The following is an 18,119-nucleotide window of genomic DNA, read 5'->3' as shown; positions in this document are numbered from 1 at the left end:
ACTCGGCAGCAAAAGGTGAGGCGCGTCACGCTTCGCGTGGTGCCTGCGCGTGCAAAAACGGCAGCAACAGCAGGGCGGAGATGCCCGCCGCGATAGCGATCACCGCGAAGAACCCGCTCCAGTGCCAGATGTCGATCACCCGCGCCAGCGGCCAGCCGGAGAGCGATGCGCCGAGGTAGGCAAACAGCCCGACAAAGCCCGTCGCCGCGCCTGCCGCCTCTTTGTGGGAGCACTCTGCCGCCGCCATGCCGATCAGCATCTGCGGGCCAAAGACGAAAAAACCGATGGTGAAGAAGCACGCCGCCTGCATCACGTAGCTGGCGAACGGCATCAGCCACAGCGAGCCGACGGAGAGCAAAATTCCGGCGGCGAAAATCAGGTTCATCGGCCCGCGGTTGCCGTTGAAGAGCTTGTCCGAGCCCCAGCCCGCCACCAGCGCGCCGATAAACCCGCCCAGTTCAAACATGGTCACCGCCGAGTTGGCGGTCACCAGATCCACACCGAGCGTCTCGGACATGTACAGGTTGCCCCAGTCGTTGATGGCCGCGCGCACCACGTAGACCAGCACGTAGCAGAGCGACAGCAGCCAGATGTAGGGGTTTTTCAGTACGTATTTGGTGAGGATCTGCTGGCGGGACAGCCCGGCCCCCTCCTGCTGCTGGGCGATCTCCATCTCGTCGTGCCGCCAGTCGCCCACCGGTGGAAGGCCGACGGTTTGCGGCCTGTCGCGCAGGCGCCAGCAGAGGAACAGCCCGGCGACAATCGCGAGGCCACCGGCAATCATCATCCCCGCACGCCAGCCGTAGTGCAGCGCGGCAGCCCCCACCACCATCGGGATCAGCGCCCCGCCGACGTTATGCGCGGTATTCCATATCGCCCACCAGCCGCCGCGCTCGTTGCGTGAGTACCAGGCGGTGAGCAGGCGGGCGCAGACCGGCGCGCCCCAGCCCTGGAAGAAGGCGTTCAGCGCCCACAGCAGGGCGAAGGCCCAGAGCGAGGTGGAGAAGCCAAACAGGATGTTCACCACGCCGGTGGCGATCAGCCCAACGCCCATGAAATAGCGCGCATTGGAGCGGTCGCTGACGATGCCGGAGAAGAACTTCGACAGACCGTAGGTGATGTAAAACAGCGTCGCCAGCAGGCCGATGTCGGTGCGCGCCATCACGCCGCTGGCGAGGATCTCCGGCGCGGCGGCGTTGAAGCTTTTGCGGGTGAAGTAGAACAGCGCGTAGCCGAGCCAGATAGTGACCAGGATATGACGTCGCCAGTAGCGGTAGCGGGCGTCGATTTCCGCTTTGTTGCCTAGCGGGGCGGCGCTGGCCGGGGTTTTAAACATGGTGCGTCCTTAACGGCAAACTGACGCTGACGCGCGTCCCGTGGGTGCAGGAGATTGTCAGCGTGCCGCCGAGCGCCTTCACGCGCTCGCGCATGCCCGCCAGGCCAAAGCCCTGTTGGCCGGATCCCGGCGGCAGGCCGCAGCCGTCGTCTTCAATCACCAGCATCAGGCGCTCGTCCTGCTGCCAGCCCTGGATCGTGACCGCGCTGGCACTGGCGTGTTTGACGATGTTGTTCAGCCCCTCCTGACAGACGCGGAACAGCGTCACGCGCTGACCTTCGCTCAGGGTAGCTTCATTGATGCGCCAGTCGAGATGGCTGACTATCCCGCGGCTTTCCAGCTCCATCTCGCGCATCAGGGAACGCACCGCCTGCTCCAGGGACAGATCGTCAAGCTGGCGCGGGCGCAGCCGCCCTAACAGGCGGCGAACGGAGTCATAGACACCCAGCGAAAGCTGTTCGATATGCGCCCCGCCCTGCTTCACACCCGCGTTTTCTGCCGCCAGGCGCTGGACAATGCCCGCCTGGGTGCGGATGGCAGTGATGGTCTGGCCGATGTCATCGTGCAGCTCGCGGGCAACCTCCTGGCGCACGCTCTCTTCCGTCTCCAGCAGACGCTCCGCCAGACGGCGATTGCGCGCCAGCTCGGCTTGCAGAGACTGGTTCAGCTCGCGCAGGCGCTGGATGCCCGCCCCCAGCAGCAGCCCGGTCAGGCTCTGGGCCAGCAGCGAGAGCAGCAGATCTACCGGATGATCGTGCCAGGTCTGGCTGGCGATCAGCGCGATGGCATTCATTAGGGTCGCGATCAGCGCCCCCTGCCAGCCGTAGTGCCAGGCGAGGGCGATGATCGGCAGCGCCAGACAAAACGGCGTGAAGCGTGATAATTCAGCGGGCAGACCAAGCTGCAACCACAGGCTCACCACAAACAGCAGCAGATACCAGATCAGGTGCCGGGCGCGCCAGTTCACCGGCTGGGAGACCAGCGCCGGGCCGAGCGGCTGCCAGACGGTGCTGGTAAGGTAATGCCAGAAAACCAGGCAGGTCGGTGCCAGCGTCAGGCCGCCGGTGAGGGTCAGCAGCAGGGCGTTGAGCACCTCCTTTTCGCCCACCCACGGCAGGGACTGCAACAGCGCGGCGGCAATCAGCGCCGCCCCCTGACGCAGCAGCGTGCGCCAGTCGCGCTGGTGACGGTAGCGGGAAATCAGGGCGACCGGGATAAGCGTGAGCAGGCTTCCGGTCATCAATAAAGGCAGATGCGCCAGCGCCACTTCCTGCGCCAGCCAGATCAGCATCAGCCACTCTGCGCCCAGCAAAACGGGCCAGTATCCGCGCGGGCACTGAAGCATCAGTCCCAGACGCAGGCCAAAGGGGAACAGCAGCACCGCCAGCTCCGGGCGTTCCACCAGATGCAGGCTGATGCTCCACAGGCAGAACCATGCGGCGGAGAAGATAAAAAAGCTGGCGACGACGGCGATCAGCCGTGAAAAAACGGGACTCATTGCCAGCTGTCAAACATACGGCGCGCCAGCTCGACATCGTTACTGACGTTGAGTTTTTCCATCAGGTTGGCGCGATGAACGTGCACGGTTTTCGGGGACAGATCCAGCTCCGCGGCAATCTCTTTCACCGACATGCCCTGGGCAAGTTTCTCTGCCACCTGACGCTCGCGTCTGGTGAGCGGATCCTGCCGTCCCGCCGCCAGCTTGATGGCGATATCCGGCGTCAGGTAGCAGCCGCCGGTGGAGACGGTGCGCACGGCGGCAATCAGCTCGTCGGGGCTACAGCGTTTAGAGAGGAAGCCGCGCGCGCCCGCGTTGAGCGCCTGCTCGACCAGCGCCGGGCTGTCGTGGACCGAGAGCATAATGGTCGCCATCCCTTTCGGCAGCTGGCTTAACAGCTCCAGCCCGGAGAGATCCGGCATTGAGATGTCGCAGATACAGACCTGCACCCCGCGTCCCGGCAGGCCCGCCAGCGCCTCGCGACCGGAGCCAAACTCGGCCACGACCTGAAAATCCGGTTCGAGGTTTAAAAGCTGGGCAAAGCCGGAGCGGACGATAAGGTGGTCGTCGATAAGGGCGATGGTGGTCATGGTTTGATCCTGATGCGTGAACACGCCGGATGGCGGCGTAAACGCCTTATCCGGCCTACGTGTAACGTCCTTGCAGGCTGGATAAGCGCAGCGCCATCCGGCAAAAGCCTTTTACCTTAAGTGATTTACTCGAAAAACACCGCAATTTTGTTAAACATGGTGGGATCGGACTGGTTGCGTGCCACTTTGGTGACATCTTCCAGCTTGTCGATCTGCGCCATCATCTGCTCCAGACGCTGATCGTCGTTCACCAGTAGCCAAATGCGGCTGTGCTCGCTGCCCTGAATCGGCAGGCACAGAATGCCTTCCACGTTAAACGCCCGTCGGGCAAACAGCCCGCAGACGTGGGTCATGACGCCAGGGTGGTTGCGGACGGTGAGTTCCAGAATGACATTATCACATTGTTTCTGCATGGCTTATTCCCCCACCATCTCAGTATTGGCCGCACCCGGCGGCACCATCGGATACACTTTTTGTTGCGCGTCGATACGCACGTGGATCAGCGCCGGGCCAGGGCGAGAAATCGCATCCTGCAACGCCGCGTGGGCATCTTCTTCGGCGTTCAGATCGCAGGTGTGCAGGCCAAAACCAGCGGCAATCTGCATGAAGTTGATCATCCCCGGATAGGTCGCCGCAAACACGCCCTGCTTATAGAACAGGCTCTGCTGCTGGTGTACCAGGCCCAGCGCCTCGTTGTTCATCAGAATGATTTTGACGTCTAACTGGTTTTCGGCTGCCGTCGCCATCTCCTGAATGTTCATCATCAGGCTGCCGTCACCGGAGAAGCAGATCACCTTACGGTCCGGGTTGGCGAGCGCCGCGCCAACCGCTGCTGGCAGGCCGAAGCCCATGGTGCCAAGGCCGCCGGAGGTCAGCCACTGGCGCGGGCGGTTAAGCGGATACGCTTGTGCGGTCCACATCTGATGCTGGCCGACGTCGGTAGTGATAATCGCGCTGTCATCCACGCAGGCCGCAACGGCGTTGATAAGGCCATAGTGGCTCAGCGGGTCGCCCTCGGTTGGGATAGCGCCCGGGAACTCGCGTTGCAGATCGGCTACCAGCTGGCGCCAGTCGGCGCGGTCGTTTGCCTCCGTCTGTGGGATCAGCTGTGCCAGCACCTCGGCCACATCGCCCTGAATCGCCACGTGCGGCTGCTTGATTTTACCCAGCTCGGCGCGGTCGATATCCACGTGAATGATTTTGGCGTTCGGGCAGAACTCCTCGGTTTTGCCGATCGCACGGTCATCAAAACGCGCCCCCATAACAATCAGCAAATCCGCCTCTTGCAGGATGTAGTTGGTGCTGCGCGCGCCGTGCATGCCCAGCATGCCGAGAGAGAGCGGGTGCGCTTTTGGCAGCATGCCGAGCGCCATCAGGGTCATGGTGGTAGGCAAATTAGCTTTTTCAGCGAACTGACGAATTTCATCCGCGGCGTTGATCGCCCCGCCGCCCAGATAGAGCACCGGGCGTTTCGCCGCGTTAATCATGGCGGCGGCGTCGCGCACGCTCTCAGCGCTGAATTCCGGCGCCGGGGCACGCTCGCCCGGCTCCGGCAGCACGTCGATCTCAATTTCTGCGGTCTGGACATCCTTAGGAATGTCTATCCACACCGGACCCGGGCGGCCAGACTGGGCAATGCGAAACGCATCGCTGATCACCTGAGGCAGCTCGCTGATATCGCGAACTAAATAGTTATGTTTGGTGATGGGGATAGAGATACCGTAGGTATCCACTTCCTGGAACGCATCGGTACCGATCATCGAGGACGGCACCTGGCCGGTAATGCAGATCAGCGGAATGGAGTCGAGGCGCGCATCGGCGATGGCGGTCACCAGGTTAGTGGCGCCCGGCCCGCTGCAGGCCATACAGACCGCTGGTTTACCCTGGGTACGCGCCATGCCCTGAGCGATAAAGCCTGCGCCCTGCTCGTGGCGCGCCAGCACGTGGCGGATCTGTGTGCTTTGGCTTAACGCATCATACAGCGGCAGCACGGTCCCACCCGGGATGCCCGCAACGGTGGTGATGCCCTGTCGTTCCAGTAAATGAACAATCAGCTGCGCGCCTGTAAAACGCGTTTTTGTGGATGTTGTGCCCGAACTTGCCATGCTCCAGTCCTTTTCTTCTGGGCCGACTTTCCGGGGAGGCTCTTAAACGAAAAACCCCGCCCGGTTTGCGCCGGCGGGGTTTTGGATTCGTGTGTTGATCCAGTCCCTACGGCGCATTGCCGACGACCACCACCACACGCACGACGACCACTGCGGCAGGTTGCGCAGTTTTTAGTAGGGTCGAAGTGAAGATGGATGAAGTCATTGGGGACCTGTGTTTGGAATCATTGATAGAATTTATACAAACACAGGTTTTCGGATGTGACAATGGAAATATTTTCAACTGCGCAAAAATGCGTCAGGGATCACGTTTCGTTTGTTGGGCGATGACACTCAATAAAGGGTTTTTACTCACTCAATAAATAGCGCAGGTGATACCCCAAATCTGGCCGCCAGCTTTTTAATATGGTTCAGAGTAAGCTGTCTCTGACCATTCAGAACTCGTGAAACCATCGATTTACTACCAATTTCATCCTTAAAATCCGATATCGTCAGATTGTATTGATCCATCAAGGTTCTCAAAACTGCAATTCCGACGGGAACGGACTCCATCTCCTTGCGTAATGCGACTATCTCTGGCCGATTAGCTTCGTAATGGCTAATTCTGGCGCAAACAATATCCAGCAAGGGGCTATTGGGCTCGTTCATAAGGAGATACTCAACCAGCTCAAGCGCATCCTTATAATCTTTCTCGCTCGGCTGTTCACCCAGTAAAGGAACGGCCGCAACAAGGGCGTGCGTAGCTTTCATTGCATCAGCGACGATCATCATTTCTTCCCCTTAGTGCGATGTTTCTCCGTAAAACGGTCATATTCCTTATGAGTAAAAACATGGCGCACATAAAACTTTTGGCTTTCAAAGAATATGAGAGCCACTACTCTGAGATTGTTATTTGCAATATCAATAACATAATGCTTATCAAGATACTTGAAGTTATCCAGCGTTGGGAAAAGTTTTCTCAGTGCAGCGGGCGTCGGGCAGTGGCTCTTTTCAATAACTCGTCCTAAAAAGAGAAGCTCTTCTCTGTATTGCGGGAACTGGCTTACCGCATCCAAAATTGCCTTCATTGAGATTAAATGCATCCTGCTTGTCTGCCGCGTCCGTTGCCATTATGGCAACGATAACACCTATTGCCAATAAGTCAACGGAGGATACTATTTTCACTTCGTCAGAAAACAAAAAACCCCGCCTAAGCGAGGTTTTTATCAGGGTTTTGCGGTTGGTTGCCGCAGAACACACTGTGTTACGTCAACGCGAAAAGTATACGCGATCGAAGACGAACGCGCAATTCCGGCACGGATTTTGACGTTTTGGAGTATGGAGCGCCTTCCAAAATTTGTCCATAAAATACTGTTCATACATACAGTATTTATCTATACTGAGGGTGTTCGCAGTGAGCGAGGGGGCCGCAGTTTACCGGCGCAACGAAGTCCTGGCTGAAACGGGTGGTGCCGTCAGTGCCTTAACCCCTGAAGTGAGCACACTGTGTTACGTCAATCCAGGTGCTGGCCACAGGCGGCGGAAAGGTACGCCAGCATCGTGCTCCTTTTAACCAAAAGGAGACGCGTATGAGCGTCGTGGATATGGTCATACTTGTCCTCAAACTCATTGTTGCTGTATTGCAACTGCTTGATGCTGTCCTGAAATACGTTAAGTGATTCAGGTTCAAGTCGCACCTGAGAGGGGCGGGCAACCGCCCCTCTTTAATAACGAGGGAATGCTATGTCGCGTCTGTTAATTGAGCCTGTTACGCCTGATGAACCGGGCTATATCGCCCTGAAGGCCGAGAGTATCGCGTTAAATTTCAATATGCTGCGCAGGCTGGAAGAGAACTGGCAGCGCGGTGAGAATCGCTTTAACGCGCCGGGTGAAAAGCTGCTGGGGGCGTTTCTTAACGGCAGGCTGGTGGGCGTGTGCGGTCTAAATCGCGATCCATTCAGCCAGCAGCCGCGCGCCGGACGTATTCGTCATCTCTACGTCAGCGAAAAGTGCCGTGGGCTGGGGATTGGAAAACAACTTTTGACCGTGGTGATGGCGGATGCCAGCATCTGGTTTGATTTTCTTAATACCCATGCGCCGGAAACCGCGTACGGATTTTATCATCGGGCGGGCTTCAGGCTTGTGTCAGACGAGCCCCGGGTGACGCACCGCCTTTTTTGCGCAGTGTAAGCGGCTGGCAGCCTCGACGGGGGAATGTTACAGTTGGATGACATTTCACCAACCGATCCGCCATGTCCATCACCGTTTTCTGCATTTTACTGTTCGCCGCACTGCTGCATGCCAGCTGGAACGCCATCGTTAAAGCCGGAACGGACAAGCTCTACTCGGCGATCGGGGTCAGCGGTTCAGCCGCGCTTATTGCGCTGATTTTACTCCCCTTCTCGCCCCAGCCGACTGCCGCATGCTGGCCATATTTGTTCGTCTCCTGTGCGTTACACTGCTCGGCGGCGCTGGGTATTGCAGCCGGTGCGGTCCTGCTGCGCCTGGCGTAATTCGCTGGCAACATTAGTTGCCGATCTTGTTTACAAATCCTGCCTTCACGCCTTCTGTCATTCATCACAGTAATGCTTAAATTGTCATATCTCTGTGGTAGATTCCTCTCGCATTTATGGGAATGCGTAGTCACTTATTCTTTATTTATCTCTTTTGGCAAAAGTATTCAGCGACATGAAAAAGCAACGGAACGTGAACTTATTGTTGATGCTGGTGTTACTGGTGGCCGTCGGGCAGATGGCGCAAACCATCTACATTCCGGCGATTGCCGATATGGCAAAAGATCTGAGCGTCCGCGAAGGTGCGGTACAGAGCGTGATGGCAGCCTACCTGCTGACCTATGGCGTTTCACAGCTGGTTTATGGTCCCCTGTCCGATCGCGTCGGGCGTCGTCCGGTCATTCTGGTGGGCATGAGCATTTTCATGGTGGCGACGGTGATTGCCATTACTACGCACAGCCTGACCATCCTGATTGCCGCCAGCGCCCTCCAGGGCGTGGGCACCGGCGTCGGCGGGGTCATGGCGCGTACCCTGCCGCGTGATATGTACCAGGGCACCCAACTTCGCCACGCCAACAGTCTGTTAAATATGGGCATTCTGGTTAGCCCGCTGCTCGCCCCGCTGATTGGGGGTCTGCTGGACACCGTCTGGTCCTGGCGCGCCTGTTACGCCTTCCTGCTGGTGCTGTGCATTATTGTCACCTTCAGCATGGCGCGCTGGATGCCGGAAACACGTCCGCAGGACGCGCCGCGCACGAAGCTCATCGCCAGCTACAAAACGCTGTTCGGTAATGGGTCGTTTACCTGTTATCTGTTGATGCTAATCGGCGGCCTGGCGGGCATTGCGGTGTTTGAAGCCTGTTCCGGCGTGCTGCTGGGCGCAGGTCTTGGCCTGAGCAGCATGGTGGTGAGCATTTTGTTTATTCTGCCGATCCCGGCGGCGTTCTTCGGCGCATGGTTCGCCGGACGTCCGAACAAGCGCTTCTCTACGCTGATGTGGCAGTCGGTGATCAGCTGTCTGCTGGCCGGGCTGATGATGTGGATCCCGGGGCTGTTTGACGTGATGTCGGTCTGGACGTTGCTCATCCCGGCGGCGCTGTTCTTCTTCGGCGCGGGCATGCTGTTCCCGCTCGCCACCAGCGGCGCAATGGAGCCGTTCCCGTTCCTCGCGGGCACCGCTGGTGCCCTGGTCGGCGGTTTACAGAATATCGGTTCCGGCGCGCTGGCCTGGCTTTCGGCTATGATGCCGCAGACCGGGCAGGCGAGTTTGGGCCTGCTGATGACCCTGATGGGGCTGCTGATTTTGCTGTGCTGGCTGCCGCTGGCGTCGCGCGTCCCGCATCACGAACAGCCGGTTTAACCGCATGATGGCCCGGCTTCTCGCCGGGCTTTTCACACACGGGCGCAATCATCGCCTGTAATAACGGCTCTGGCGCAGGCCGCCAGGCGCCCTCTTCCCCGTCGTAAAACTGGTAGTCCGCGTTAAGCGCATACGGGATTTTCGCCTTTTGCAGCTCGCAGGCCATAAAGTTGGCGAAGGCCATTTGCGAAGCGGTTGGCGTGAGGTGGTTTGACTCCCCCACGCCCCAGCCCCCGACCCAGCTAACGTGCCCGGTTTTTTGCTGCCAGTGCAGCGCGGCATTGATTCGGTTACGGATAGCCGCTTTCTCAGCCGCGGTTCGGGACGTCCACGGGTATCTGCCGTTCGTTTTCAGCGGACCCCAGGGGAAAATATGCCATTCCGCCAGCAGGTAATTCTGGCTGTGTGCGGGCAGCTTCAGGCTGGATAAATCCTCCGGCGCGGCGCGCAGACGAGGGGCGATAAAAATCATGCGGCTGGCATCAATGGCGTGAATGTCTTTGATCGCTTTCTCATACACCCGGTTGAGCGAAGCAACGTTGTGGTTGAGCTTGTCCGCCGGTTCGTAGATCAGGTCAAACCCCAGCAACGGCGAGCGCTGACCAAAATAGTGCGCCACGGCAATCCACCAGTTGATCACCGCTTTTTCGGTATCCGCTTTCGGGTCGTTTTTATATTCATCGGCCTGATAGGCGATGATGGGGATGACGCCGTATTGCTCGCAGGCCTCCACCAGCTTACGCAGGTGAATCAGCCGCGCTTCCGTCGGTTCGCCCGCCACCCGAATACGGACATGATGTATGCCTTTCGCCTGGAAATCACGGACCACCAACGGGTCGAATTCGCGTATACCGCGCTCGGTGCGGGCCCAGTCGACATCCATTCCGACGCCCAGCATCTGCGCGTAACGGGCAGCCGTCAGGGGTGGCTCAGCGGCACAGGCCCAGCCGGAAGCGAGCGCTAACACGGTGACAATTAACGGCTTTAACACGACGCCCCTTGCAAATAATCAAATGCTTTACTCTGTATTTAGCATGCTTTTTCACAATTGGTGTAGAGTCAAAACGAACTAAATTCTGAGACAGATTATGAAAACGACTGACCTGACCGGCCTCATTGACCGGTTTCCGCTGCTGGCGGATTTGATTGCCCTGAAAGAGATCACCTGGCTTAATCCGAACACCACGACGCTGGCGGAAGGGTTGCCATATGTCGGGCTGACCAAAGCCGACGTGGACGACGCGCATGCGCGCCTGAAACGCTTCGCGCCGTATCTGGCGAAAGCCTTCCCGGAAACGGCGGCAACGGGCGGGATTATCGAATCCGAACTGGTCGCGATCCCGGCGATGCAAAAGCGGCTGGAGAAAGAGTCCGGCAAGGCCATTCCAGGCACGCTGCTGCTGAAAAAAGACAGCCATCTGCCGATTTCCGGCTCCATTAAAGCGCGCGGCGGTATCTATGAGGTGCTGGCCCATGCGGAAAAACTGGCGCTGGAAGCCGGGTTGCTGAGCGTTGAAGATGATTACAGTATCCTGCTGGAGCCACGCTTTAAAGCCTTCTTCAGCCAGTACAGCATCGCGGTGGGTTCAACCGGCAACCTGGGGATGTCCATTGGCATTATGAGCGCGCGCATCGGCTTTAAGGTCACGGTGCATATGTCCGCAGACGCTCGCGAGTGGAAGAAAGCCAAACTGCGCAGCCACGGCGTGATCGTCGTGGAATATGAGCAGGATTATGGCGTGGTCGTGGAGCAAGGGCGCAAAGCGGCGGAAAGCGATCCAAACTGTTTCTTTATTGACGATGAGAACTCACGCACGCTGTTCCTGGGCTATGCGGTTGCAGGTGAGCGCCTGAAAGCGCAGTTTGCCGCGCAGGGGCACGTGGTGGACGCTGCACATCCTCTGAACGTTTATCTGCCGTGCGGCGTCGGCGGCGGGCCTGGCGGCGTAGCGTTTGGCCTGAAGCTGGCCTTTGGCGATAACGTCCACTGTTTCTTCGCCGAGCCCACGCACTCCCCGTGCATGCTGCTGGGCGTTTACACCGGGCTGCACGATGAAATCGCCGTGCAGGATCTGGGTATTGATAACGTGACGGCGGCGGACGGTCTGGCGGTAGGTCGCGCGTCTGGCTTCGTGGGCCGCGCGATGGAGCGTCTGCTTGACGGGTTCTATACCCTCTCCGATCAAAGCATGTACGACCTGCTCGGCTGGCTGGCGCAGGAAGAAGGCATTTGTCTGGAGCCGTCGGCGCTGGCGGGGATGGCCGGGCCGGTACGCATAACGGCGAATGCTAACACTACACACCTGGTCTGGGCGACCGGCGGCGGCATGGTGCCGGAAGACGAGATGGCGAAATATTTAGCGAAAGGGAAGTAAATATGCCGGGTGGCGGCTGCGCCTTACCCGGCCTACAGGTGCAAAATTTGTTGAATGTGGGTGACCGCAAACAGCAGTGACAGCGACAGCACGGCCAGGGCGATAAGGAACTTATCCTGCACCGCCTTCGGCTGTACAAAGTCGCTCTGCGCCACGTCCATCAGGTTACGGCTGCGGGTGTAGCGCCATAAAATGATGGCTACCAGCGCCAGCACAACAATGGAGATCCAGAATGGCGCCCCCGTGCGGTGCCAGTTGTGCTTAATGGCAAGCGCGATCAACGCACCATACCCAAGCAGCGTGCGCAGCCAGGCCAGCGAGGTTCGCTCCGGCTGAAGCCCGGGGTCCGCTTCCCGCCGCGCTTTGCGGCTATCCGGCATACAGCACCAGTAACATCACTACGCCCGCAACCATCAGCAAAATCGTACTGATGATGATCAAACCGCGCGTATAGGGGAGATCCTGCTTCAGACGCATCGCTTTTTCATTTCTCAGCCAGCGCAGATAGCCATAAATCGCCAGCACGCCGGCAATCAGGCACAGCAGCAGGGCCAGCACTTCGCGAATCAACGGAGTGGCAAAATCGGGGGCGAGCTGATCAAGGCCGACGCCTGCGGCCAGAAAGCCCAGGGCGGTGCGGATCCACGCTAAGAACGTGCGTTCGTTAGCCAGTGAGAAGCGGTAGTCCGGCGCTTCACCGAGGCGGGAAATGTTCATGAAGGTTCCTTGTCGTGCAGCATGCAGGCTTCAGCATAGCGTAATTCAGCCAGGACAAGGAGACCGGCATCTGGCGATGCCGGTCAGAAAGATTAGTGCAGCTCTGGCCAGTAATCCTTATTAGCTTCAATCAGATCGTCCAGAATCGCCTTCGCCACCGATGCGCTCGGTACGGTTTTCGACAGGGTAATCGCCTGCCAGAGTTTCTGATACGAGCGCTGCTCCCAGGCGTCCACCACCAGTTTTTCCACCGCCACCTGCTGGCTCATGAGCCCTTTCTGGAAGTGCGGAATATCACCCACGGTCAGCGGCTCCGGTCCGTTGTGGCCGACCAGACACGGAATTTCTACCATCGCGTCGGCGTCAAAATTATGGATAGCCCCATTGTTAGGCACAATCAGCAACATGCGTTCCTGGGTGTTAAAGGCAATCGCGGTCGCCAGATCGACGATGTACGACGCATGTTCGTCGATTTCCAGTTCACCGGCAGAAGAATGACCGGCTTCGATAATCGCCCGGCATGAACTGAATACATGCTTCTCACGGTGATCCATCACTTCATTGGCGCGGGTACGCTCCGGGTTGGAATGGGCGACCACATAGTCCGGGAACAGGTAATACTTCAGGTAGGTGTTCGGCATGGTGTCCGGATCCAGCGCCTGTACGTCTTTGGCCTTGGCGAAGGTATCGTTCCAGCTCGCTTCAGTATGCACATCTTCCGAAGGCGGAACATAACCGTTTTTCGCCACGTATTCGCGCAGCTTCGGCATCAGATCGTTTCCGTTCAGATCTTCAATCGACGTCCACCAGCCGAAGTGGTTCAGACCGTAGTAGCGCACGCGCATCTCTTTGCGGTCTTTCAGGCCGACGATTTGCGCCATACGGCCTTCAATGCCGATCGGCATGTCGCAGATGTTGAGGATTTTCGCGTTCGGACGCAGGCGGCGCGTGGCTTCCGCGACAATCGCCGCCGGGTTGGAGTAGTTCAGCATCCACGCGTTCGGGGAGTACTGCTCCATATAATCTACCAGCTCAAGCACGCCGCCGATGGAGCGCATGCCGTAGGAGATGCCACCCGGCCCGCACGTTTCCTGGCCCAGCACGCCGTGGCGCAGCGGGATTTTTTCATCTTTTTCACGCATCGGGTATTTGCCCACGCGAATATGCGCCATCACGAAATCCACATCGGTAAAGGCTGCTTTCGGATCGGTGGTGTAACTAAATTCAATCTCAGGCGCCTGCTCCCTGAGGATGATTTTGCACGCCTCGGCGATAACCTCCTGACGTGCTCCGTCATTGTCATAGAACTTCAGCGCACGCAGCGGGAAACGGTCACGGTTGGCTAACAGCATCAGGACGATACCAGGCGTGAATGTACTGCCGCCGCCTGCAATAACAACTGAGAATTTTTTCATGATATAGCCTCTGTCAGAGTGGTTTGTTCGTTTGTTAAAGGGGTTTTCATCAGCGATTCCAGCTGGTCGCGCACCTGAGGAACGTGCAGACCGACAATCACCTGAATGCCGTTGCCGCGTCGCACCACACCGTGTGCGCCCAGGGCTTTGAAGACGTCGTCGCTTTGGGTTTTCGTCATATCCACCAGGGCGATACGCAGGCGGGTGGCGCAGTTATTGATACTTTCGATATTTGCTGCGCCGCCGAGCGCCTGTAAGAACCCAGCGGCCTGTCCGACCTGCTGGCTGGCTGCTGCCGGGGCGGTGGTTTGCCCACGCGCCGCCTTATAGTCGGCCTTGCTGTAGAGCTTGATTTCGCTCTCTTCCCGGCCCGGCGTTTTCAGATTCAGACGTTCGATAAGCGTCCTGAAGACCACGAAATAGAGAGCGGTGAAGCAGAGGCCGATGCCAATCTGGGTGAATACCGTCGAGGCGTGGTTATGGAACATCGGGATCCAGTTTTGCGGCAGGAACTGGTCCAGCAGACCGCCCCCCATGTTCCCCACCACCCCGAAGGTATACATCACCGTCGCCATCGTTGCGGCCAGCACGGCGTGGATGGCAAACAGCAACGGCGAGATAAACAGGAAGGTGAACTCCAGCGGTTCGGTAATACCCACCAGCACGGCGGTAAGCGTGGCCGGAACCAGCAGCCCCGCAACCTTGACGCGGTTCTCCGGCGACGCGGTGTACCAGATCGCCAGCGCAATCCCGACCGAGCCAAACACTTTCGAATTGCCGTGCAGGGCGAAGCCGCCTTCAGGGAACAGTGTTTTCAGCGGCACAGTGCTCTGGCTGAATTCCTGCAGGTGCTGCGCCCAGTAGACCTGAATGCCGCCCTCTACCGCCGCCGGGCCGAAAATAAACGGACCGTAGACGAAGTGGTGCAATCCGGTTGGGATCAGAATGCGTTCCAGGAAGGTATAGACCCATACGCCGAGCGCACCGGCAGAGCGCAGGAACGCCTGCAGGGACTCAATGCCCATCTGCACTTTCGGCCAGCCCAGCAGCGTCAGCCAGGCGCAGGGGATCATCACGAAGAACGCGAGGATAACGACAAACGAGGTACCCTGGAAAATCCCCAGGAAGACTGGCAACGGCTTGTCGAAAAATCGGTTGTGGATGGCGGTGACGAGCCCGGAAATGATAATCGCCCCTATGATGCTGGTATCAAGCGTTTTGATTCCGGCAATCATCGCCAGCCCGCTGCCAGCAGTGGGTTCAGCAGAGAAGTCGACGCCAAAGAAGTGACCCCAGGTCATCCCCATTGCGTTGATAAAGTAGTTCCAGGTCAGAAAGCTAATCAGCACTGCCAGACAAGCGCGGCCCTGCGCCTGCTTTGCCAGGCCAATCGGTAAGCCGACAGCAAAAATCAGCGGCATATTGCGGAACACCGCCCAGCCGCCCTCTTCGATGATGTGAACAATCTGTGCGAACAGATGATCGGGGGCCGTTAAAGCTTCGCCGACAAACAGCGGGTTGCGAAGCATGATGGCGATCCCGACCACGATCCCGGCAAAGGGAAACAGTAAAACCGGGGTGAACATGGCGCCGCCAAAACGTTGTATTTGACTGAGCATTTTTAAATCCTCATGAAACAACCTGTAGGGGTAGAGGCCTTTATGATTTTTTACTGGCCTGAGGTGAGCATAAGAAGTTACTGATGCGGGAACATGGCGTGCCGCTGCGATTCGTGATCGCATTCATGGTTTTAATTTGACCAATCAGGTCTACTTTTGATAGCAAATATGGACAAGTTAAGACGTAACCCACGCCATAACGAGCGAGCAGAGGTCTACAGGTGATCTACAAATCTATTGCCGACAGATTGCGGCTACGGCTCAATTCGTCGGACTACAACATTGGCAGCCCGTTACCCGGCGAAAAAGCGCTGGCAAAGGAGTTTGGCGTAGCCCGGATGACCATCCGCAAGGCGCTGGATCTGCTGGTAAGCTGGGGGCTGGTTGAACGTCGACACGGCAGCGGGACGTTCGTGGCGCGCAAAGACGTTCATCATGAAACGACTAACCTGACCGGGCTGGTGGAGGTACTGCGCCAGCAGGGGAAAGAAGTGCAGAGCAAGGTGTTGCAGTTTGAAGTGATGCCCGCGCCGCCCGCCATCGCCAGCCAGCTGCGGATTCAGGTTGATGAGCGGATCTATTTTTCAAGGCGGGTGCGTTACGTGGACGGAAAACCGCTGATGCTGGAGGACAGCTTTATGCCGGTGAAGCTGTTCCGCAATCTTTCCCTGGCGCATCTCGAAGGGTCTAAGTTTGATTACATCGAGAAGGAGTGCGGGATCACCATTAGCGGCAACTACGAGAGCCTGACGCCAGTGCTGGCAGATAAACAGCTGGCCGGTTATATGAATCTGCCGGAACAGACGCCGCTGCTGCGCATCACCTCTCTTTCCTACAGCGACAGCGGCGAGTTCCTCAATTATTCCGTGATGTTCCGGAACACCAGCGATTACCAGGTGGACTACCATCTGCGGCGTATCCACCCGGAAGACTTATTAGCCCATCCCCCAGAACAGCACCGCCAGTAGTTGCGGGGTGATAATGCGCAAAAACATCACCAGCGGATAGACCGTGGCGTAGGACAACGCCGCCGCGCCGCTGGTGGCGTGCAGGTTATTGGCGAACGCCAGCGCGGGCGGATCGGTCATGGAACCGGCCAGCATGCCGCACAGCGTGAGATAGTTCATTTTAGCGAACATACGCGCCAGTAATCCGACCGTTATCAGCGGGATGGCGGTAATGAATATGCCATAGCCTACCCAGCTCATCCCTTCGCCGTTAACCAGGGTATCGACAAAATCGCCGCCGGATTTCAGTCCCACCACCGCCAGAAACAGCACGATGCCCAACTCCCGCAGCGCCAGGTTAGCGCTCGGCGGCATAAACCAGTAGAGCTTACCGATGGAGCCGATACGCCCGAGGATCAGCGCCATAATGAGCGGCCCGCCTGCCAGCCCCAGCTTCAGTGCTACCGGGAAGCCGGGCACGTACAGGGGGATGGAGCCAAGCATGACGCCAAGCCCGACGCCGATAAAGACCGGCAGCATCTGCACCTGCTGGAGTTTTTGCTGGGCGTTGCCCACCATGTTCGCTACGGCATCAATAGATGAAGGACGCCCGACGAGGTTGAGAATATCACCGAATTGCAGGCTGGCATCCTGGCTGGCCACCAGCTCGACACCGGCGCGGTTAAGCCGGGAGATCACCACGTCATAACGCTCTTTAACCTGCAAATCGCGTATTTTCTTGCCCAGGACCTTCTCATTGGTCACTACCACGCGCTCCACGCGCATGTCCGTTCCACGGGTTGAGAGCGAGGTATCCACCTCCTGACCAATCACCAGCCGGGCATTGTTTAAATCCGCCGGTTGCCCTACCAGATGCAGGAGATCGCCGTGCTGAATGAGTGTGTCAGGTGAAGGCACCATCAGCGTGTCGTCACGTTTCAGGCGTGAACAGATAATGGTCGCGCTGTTCAGAATGGGAACATCCTGGATCGCCATATTATTCAGGTTGGGGTTTTCGACGCGAATGTTGATGGTTTTAATAAGCGCATGGCCGTTGGTCAGCGTGCTTTCATGCTCTTTCGCCTCCTGCTCGACGTTAATGCGGAACAGCACGCGCACCAGCCACATGGAGAGCAAAATACCGCAAATGCCAAACGGATAGGCCATGGCGTAGCTCATCCCCATCTGATCGACGACATCAGCAGGGATACCCAGATCGCGCAGAATTTGCTGGCCCGCCCCGAGCGCGGGCGTATTGGTTACGGCGCCGGAGAAGATGCCCAGCACGACGGGCAGCGGAATAGCGAAGAGTTTGTGCAGAATGGCGGTGACCAGCCCACCCATTACGACGATGCCGAAGGCAAAGAGATTAAGGCGTAAACCGGAGACGCGCAGGGAAGCGAAGAAGCCCGGCCCCACCTGAATACCGATGGTATACACAAAGAGGATCAGGCCGAACTCCTGGATGAAATGCAGCATATCGGCGCTGAGCACCCACCCAAGCTGGTCGGCAAAATGGCCGACAAAAATCCCGCCGAAAAGCACCCCGCCAATCCCAAACCCGACGCCGCGGATTTTGATATTCCCCAGCCATAGCCCCACTACCGCGACAAGGGCCAACACGCTGACGGTTAACGCGATATCACTCATGTTCCACATCCTGTG

The 18,119-nt window shown here is 58.1% G+C and carries 18 protein-coding genes and 2 pseudogenes; 6 read left to right on the top strand and 14 right to left on the bottom strand.

The genetic code is table 11. The annotated features are described in order from the left end of the window. Positions 1–25: 25 nt before the first annotated feature. The 8 genes from ACOTZP_RS12555 to ACOTZP_RS12520 form a co-directional block, all read right to left on the bottom strand. Positions 26–1,336 (bottom strand): MFS transporter, encoded by a 1,311-nt coding sequence (locus ACOTZP_RS12555; protein ID WP_032626671.1) that lies wholly within the window; start codon positions 1,334–1,336, stop codon positions 26–28. Then, complete coding sequence (gene uhpB / locus ACOTZP_RS12550; RefSeq protein WP_022646556.1) at positions 1,329–2,834, bottom strand: signal transduction histidine-protein kinase/phosphatase UhpB; 1,506 nt, start codon at positions 2,832–2,834, stop codon at positions 1,329–1,331. The genes ACOTZP_RS12555 and uhpB overlap by 8 nt, the downstream gene beginning before the upstream one ends. Further along, positions 2,831–3,424, bottom strand: coding sequence for a transcriptional regulator UhpA (gene uhpA / locus ACOTZP_RS12545; RefSeq protein ID WP_022646555.1), 594 nt, complete (start codon positions 3,422–3,424; stop codon positions 2,831–2,833). The genes uhpB and uhpA overlap by 4 nt, the downstream gene beginning before the upstream one ends. A gap of 125 nt (positions 3,425–3,549) precedes the next feature. Next, a complete protein-coding gene (gene ilvN, locus ACOTZP_RS12540; protein ID WP_015570113.1) occupies positions 3,550–3,837 on the bottom strand; it encodes an acetolactate synthase small subunit in 288 nt (95 codons plus the stop codon). Positions 3,838–3,840: 3 nt separating this feature from the next. Further along, the gene (ilvB, locus tag ACOTZP_RS12535; RefSeq protein ID WP_063163360.1) at positions 3,841–5,529 is read right to left on the bottom strand and encodes an acetolactate synthase large subunit; all 1,689 of its coding nucleotides are present in this window, start codon (positions 5,527–5,529) and stop codon (positions 3,841–3,843) included. A gap of 106 nt (positions 5,530–5,635) precedes the next feature. Further along, complete coding sequence (ivbL, locus tag ACOTZP_RS12530) at positions 5,636–5,734, bottom strand: ilvB operon leader peptide IvbL (protein ID WP_057979964.1); 99 nt, start codon at positions 5,732–5,734, stop codon at positions 5,636–5,638. 146 nt (positions 5,735–5,880) lie between these two features. Further along, positions 5,881–6,300, bottom strand: a complete 420-nt coding sequence (locus tag ACOTZP_RS12525; protein ID WP_022646553.1) for a helix-turn-helix domain-containing protein — start codon at positions 6,298–6,300, stop codon at positions 5,881–5,883. Continuing rightward, entirely contained in the window at positions 6,297–6,611 is a 315-nt protein-coding gene (locus ACOTZP_RS12520) for a type II toxin-antitoxin system HigB family toxin (RefSeq protein WP_022646552.1), read from the bottom strand. The genes ACOTZP_RS12525 and ACOTZP_RS12520 overlap by 4 nt, the downstream gene beginning before the upstream one ends. Positions 6,612–7,097: 486 nt before the next feature. Here ACOTZP_RS12520 and tisB point away from each other — a divergent pair, with 486 nt between their 5' ends. The 4 genes and pseudogenes from tisB to emrD all read left to right on the top strand — a co-directional run bounded on the left by tisB (position 7,098) and on the right by emrD (position 9,381). Next, a complete protein-coding gene (gene tisB, locus ACOTZP_RS12515) occupies positions 7,098–7,187 on the top strand; it encodes a type I toxin-antitoxin system toxin TisB (protein ID WP_022646551.1) in 90 nt (29 codons plus the stop codon). A 64-nt stretch (positions 7,188–7,251) separates the two neighbouring features. Then, positions 7,252–7,698, top strand: coding sequence for a GNAT family N-acetyltransferase (locus ACOTZP_RS12510; protein WP_023298965.1), 447 nt, complete (start codon positions 7,252–7,254; stop codon positions 7,696–7,698). Positions 7,699–7,760: 62 nt separating this feature from the next. Beyond that, positions 7,761–7,964 (top strand): annotated as a pseudogene (locus tag ACOTZP_RS12505) (EamA family transporter); the annotation flags it as partial. Between the two features lie 232 nt (positions 7,965–8,196). Beyond that, on the top strand, positions 8,197–9,381 hold the full coding sequence (gene emrD, locus ACOTZP_RS12500) for a multidrug efflux MFS transporter EmrD (RefSeq protein ID WP_023298963.1): 1,185 nt from the start codon (positions 8,197–8,199) through the stop codon (positions 9,379–9,381). Here the strand turns inward: emrD and ACOTZP_RS12495 are convergent. After that, positions 9,287–10,372 (bottom strand): annotated as a pseudogene (locus tag ACOTZP_RS12495) (cellulase family glycosylhydrolase); the annotation flags it as partial. The gene emrD and the pseudogene ACOTZP_RS12495 overlap by 95 nt on opposite strands. A 97-nt stretch (positions 10,373–10,469) precedes the next feature. Here ACOTZP_RS12495 and dsdA point away from each other — a divergent pair. Then, positions 10,470–11,756: a D-serine ammonia-lyase gene (gene dsdA / locus ACOTZP_RS12490; protein ID WP_271075355.1), complete on the top strand. Its 1,287-nt coding sequence runs from the start codon at positions 10,470–10,472 to the stop codon at positions 11,754–11,756. Between the two features lie 32 nt (positions 11,757–11,788). Here dsdA and ACOTZP_RS12485 read toward each other — a convergent pair whose 3' ends face one another. The 4 genes from ACOTZP_RS12485 to ACOTZP_RS12470 all read right to left on the bottom strand — a co-directional run bounded on the left by ACOTZP_RS12485 (position 11,789) and on the right by ACOTZP_RS12470 (position 15,507). Next, positions 11,789–12,136, bottom strand: coding sequence for a DUF202 domain-containing protein (locus tag ACOTZP_RS12485; protein WP_058646763.1), 348 nt, complete (start codon positions 12,134–12,136; stop codon positions 11,789–11,791). Then, entirely contained in the window at positions 12,126–12,473 is a 348-nt protein-coding gene (locus ACOTZP_RS12480) for a YidH family protein (RefSeq protein WP_022646544.1), read from the bottom strand. Before ACOTZP_RS12480 ends, ACOTZP_RS12485 begins: the two co-directional genes overlap by 11 nt. 92 nt (positions 12,474–12,565) lie before the next feature. Then, a complete protein-coding gene (locus ACOTZP_RS12475; RefSeq protein WP_045308261.1) occupies positions 12,566–13,888 on the bottom strand; it encodes a 6-phospho-alpha-glucosidase in 1,323 nt (440 codons plus the stop codon). After that, positions 13,885–15,507: an alpha-glucoside-specific PTS transporter subunit IIBC gene (locus ACOTZP_RS12470; protein ID WP_022646542.1), complete on the bottom strand. Its 1,623-nt coding sequence runs from the start codon at positions 15,505–15,507 to the stop codon at positions 13,885–13,887. The genes ACOTZP_RS12475 and ACOTZP_RS12470 overlap by 4 nt, the downstream gene beginning before the upstream one ends. Positions 15,508–15,728: 221 nt before the next feature. Here ACOTZP_RS12470 and ACOTZP_RS12465 point away from each other — a divergent pair, with 221 nt between their 5' ends. Further along, entirely contained in the window at positions 15,729–16,475 is a 747-nt protein-coding gene (locus ACOTZP_RS12465) for a GntR family transcriptional regulator (protein WP_022646541.1), read from the top strand. On the opposite strand, the gene ACOTZP_RS12460 is transcribed toward ACOTZP_RS12465, so the two are convergent. Beyond that, positions 16,443–18,104, bottom strand: a complete 1,662-nt coding sequence (locus ACOTZP_RS12460; protein WP_022646540.1) for a putative transporter — start codon at positions 18,102–18,104, stop codon at positions 16,443–16,445. The two genes, ACOTZP_RS12465 and ACOTZP_RS12460, sit on opposite strands and share 33 nt — an antisense overlap. Positions 18,105–18,119 lie beyond the last annotated feature (15 nt).

Origin of the sequence: Enterobacter cloacae complex sp. SYL001 (assembly GCF_049237025.1) — a bacterium.
GTDB lineage: Bacteria > Pseudomonadota > Gammaproteobacteria > Enterobacterales > Enterobacteriaceae > Enterobacter > Enterobacter intestinihominis.
The sequence above is the reverse complement of the archived record's forward strand: the minus strand, read 5'-3'. Positions and strand labels throughout refer to the sequence as shown.

Bases quoted from the DNA above. Each gene is read 5' to 3' on its own strand.
- ACOTZP_RS12555 (WP_032626671.1), bottom strand. From the start codon at position 1,336: ATGTTTAAAACCCCGGCCAGCGCCGCCCCGCTAGGCAACAAAGCGGAA.
- uhpB (WP_022646556.1), bottom strand. From the start codon at position 2,834: ATGAGTCCCGTTTTTTCACGGCTGATCGCCGTCGTCGCCAGCTTTTTT.
- uhpA (WP_022646555.1), bottom strand. From the start codon at position 3,424: ATGACCACCATCGCCCTTATCGACGACCACCTTATCGTCCGCTCCGGC.
- ilvN (WP_015570113.1), bottom strand. From the start codon at position 3,837: ATGCAGAAACAATGTGATAATGTCATTCTGGAACTCACCGTCCGCAAC.
- ilvB (WP_063163360.1), bottom strand. From the start codon at position 5,529: ATGGCAAGTTCGGGCACAACATCCACAAAAACGCGTTTTACAGGCGCG.
- ivbL (WP_057979964.1), bottom strand. From the start codon at position 5,734: ATGACTTCATCCATCTTCACTTCGACCCTACTAAAAACTGCGCAACCT.
- ACOTZP_RS12525 (WP_022646553.1), bottom strand. From the start codon at position 6,300: ATGATGATCGTCGCTGATGCAATGAAAGCTACGCACGCCCTTGTTGCG.
- ACOTZP_RS12520 (WP_022646552.1), bottom strand. From the start codon at position 6,611: ATGCATTTAATCTCAATGAAGGCAATTTTGGATGCGGTAAGCCAGTTC.
- tisB (WP_022646551.1), top strand. From the start codon at position 7,098: ATGAGCGTCGTGGATATGGTCATACTTGTCCTCAAACTCATTGTTGCT.
- ACOTZP_RS12510 (WP_023298965.1), top strand. From the start codon at position 7,252: ATGTCGCGTCTGTTAATTGAGCCTGTTACGCCTGATGAACCGGGCTAT.
- emrD (WP_023298963.1), top strand. From the start codon at position 8,197: ATGAAAAAGCAACGGAACGTGAACTTATTGTTGATGCTGGTGTTACTG.
- dsdA (WP_271075355.1), top strand. From the start codon at position 10,470: ATGAAAACGACTGACCTGACCGGCCTCATTGACCGGTTTCCGCTGCTG.
- ACOTZP_RS12485 (WP_058646763.1), bottom strand. From the start codon at position 12,136: ATGCCGGATAGCCGCAAAGCGCGGCGGGAAGCGGACCCCGGGCTTCAG.
- ACOTZP_RS12480 (WP_022646544.1), bottom strand. From the start codon at position 12,473: ATGAACATTTCCCGCCTCGGTGAAGCGCCGGACTACCGCTTCTCACTG.
- ACOTZP_RS12475 (WP_045308261.1), bottom strand. From the start codon at position 13,888: ATGAAAAAATTCTCAGTTGTTATTGCAGGCGGCGGCAGTACATTCACG.
- ACOTZP_RS12470 (WP_022646542.1), bottom strand. From the start codon at position 15,507: ATGCTCAGTCAAATACAACGTTTTGGCGGCGCCATGTTCACCCCGGTT.
- ACOTZP_RS12460 (WP_022646540.1), bottom strand. From the start codon at position 18,104: ATGAGTGATATCGCGTTAACCGTCAGCGTGTTGGCCCTTGTCGCGGTA.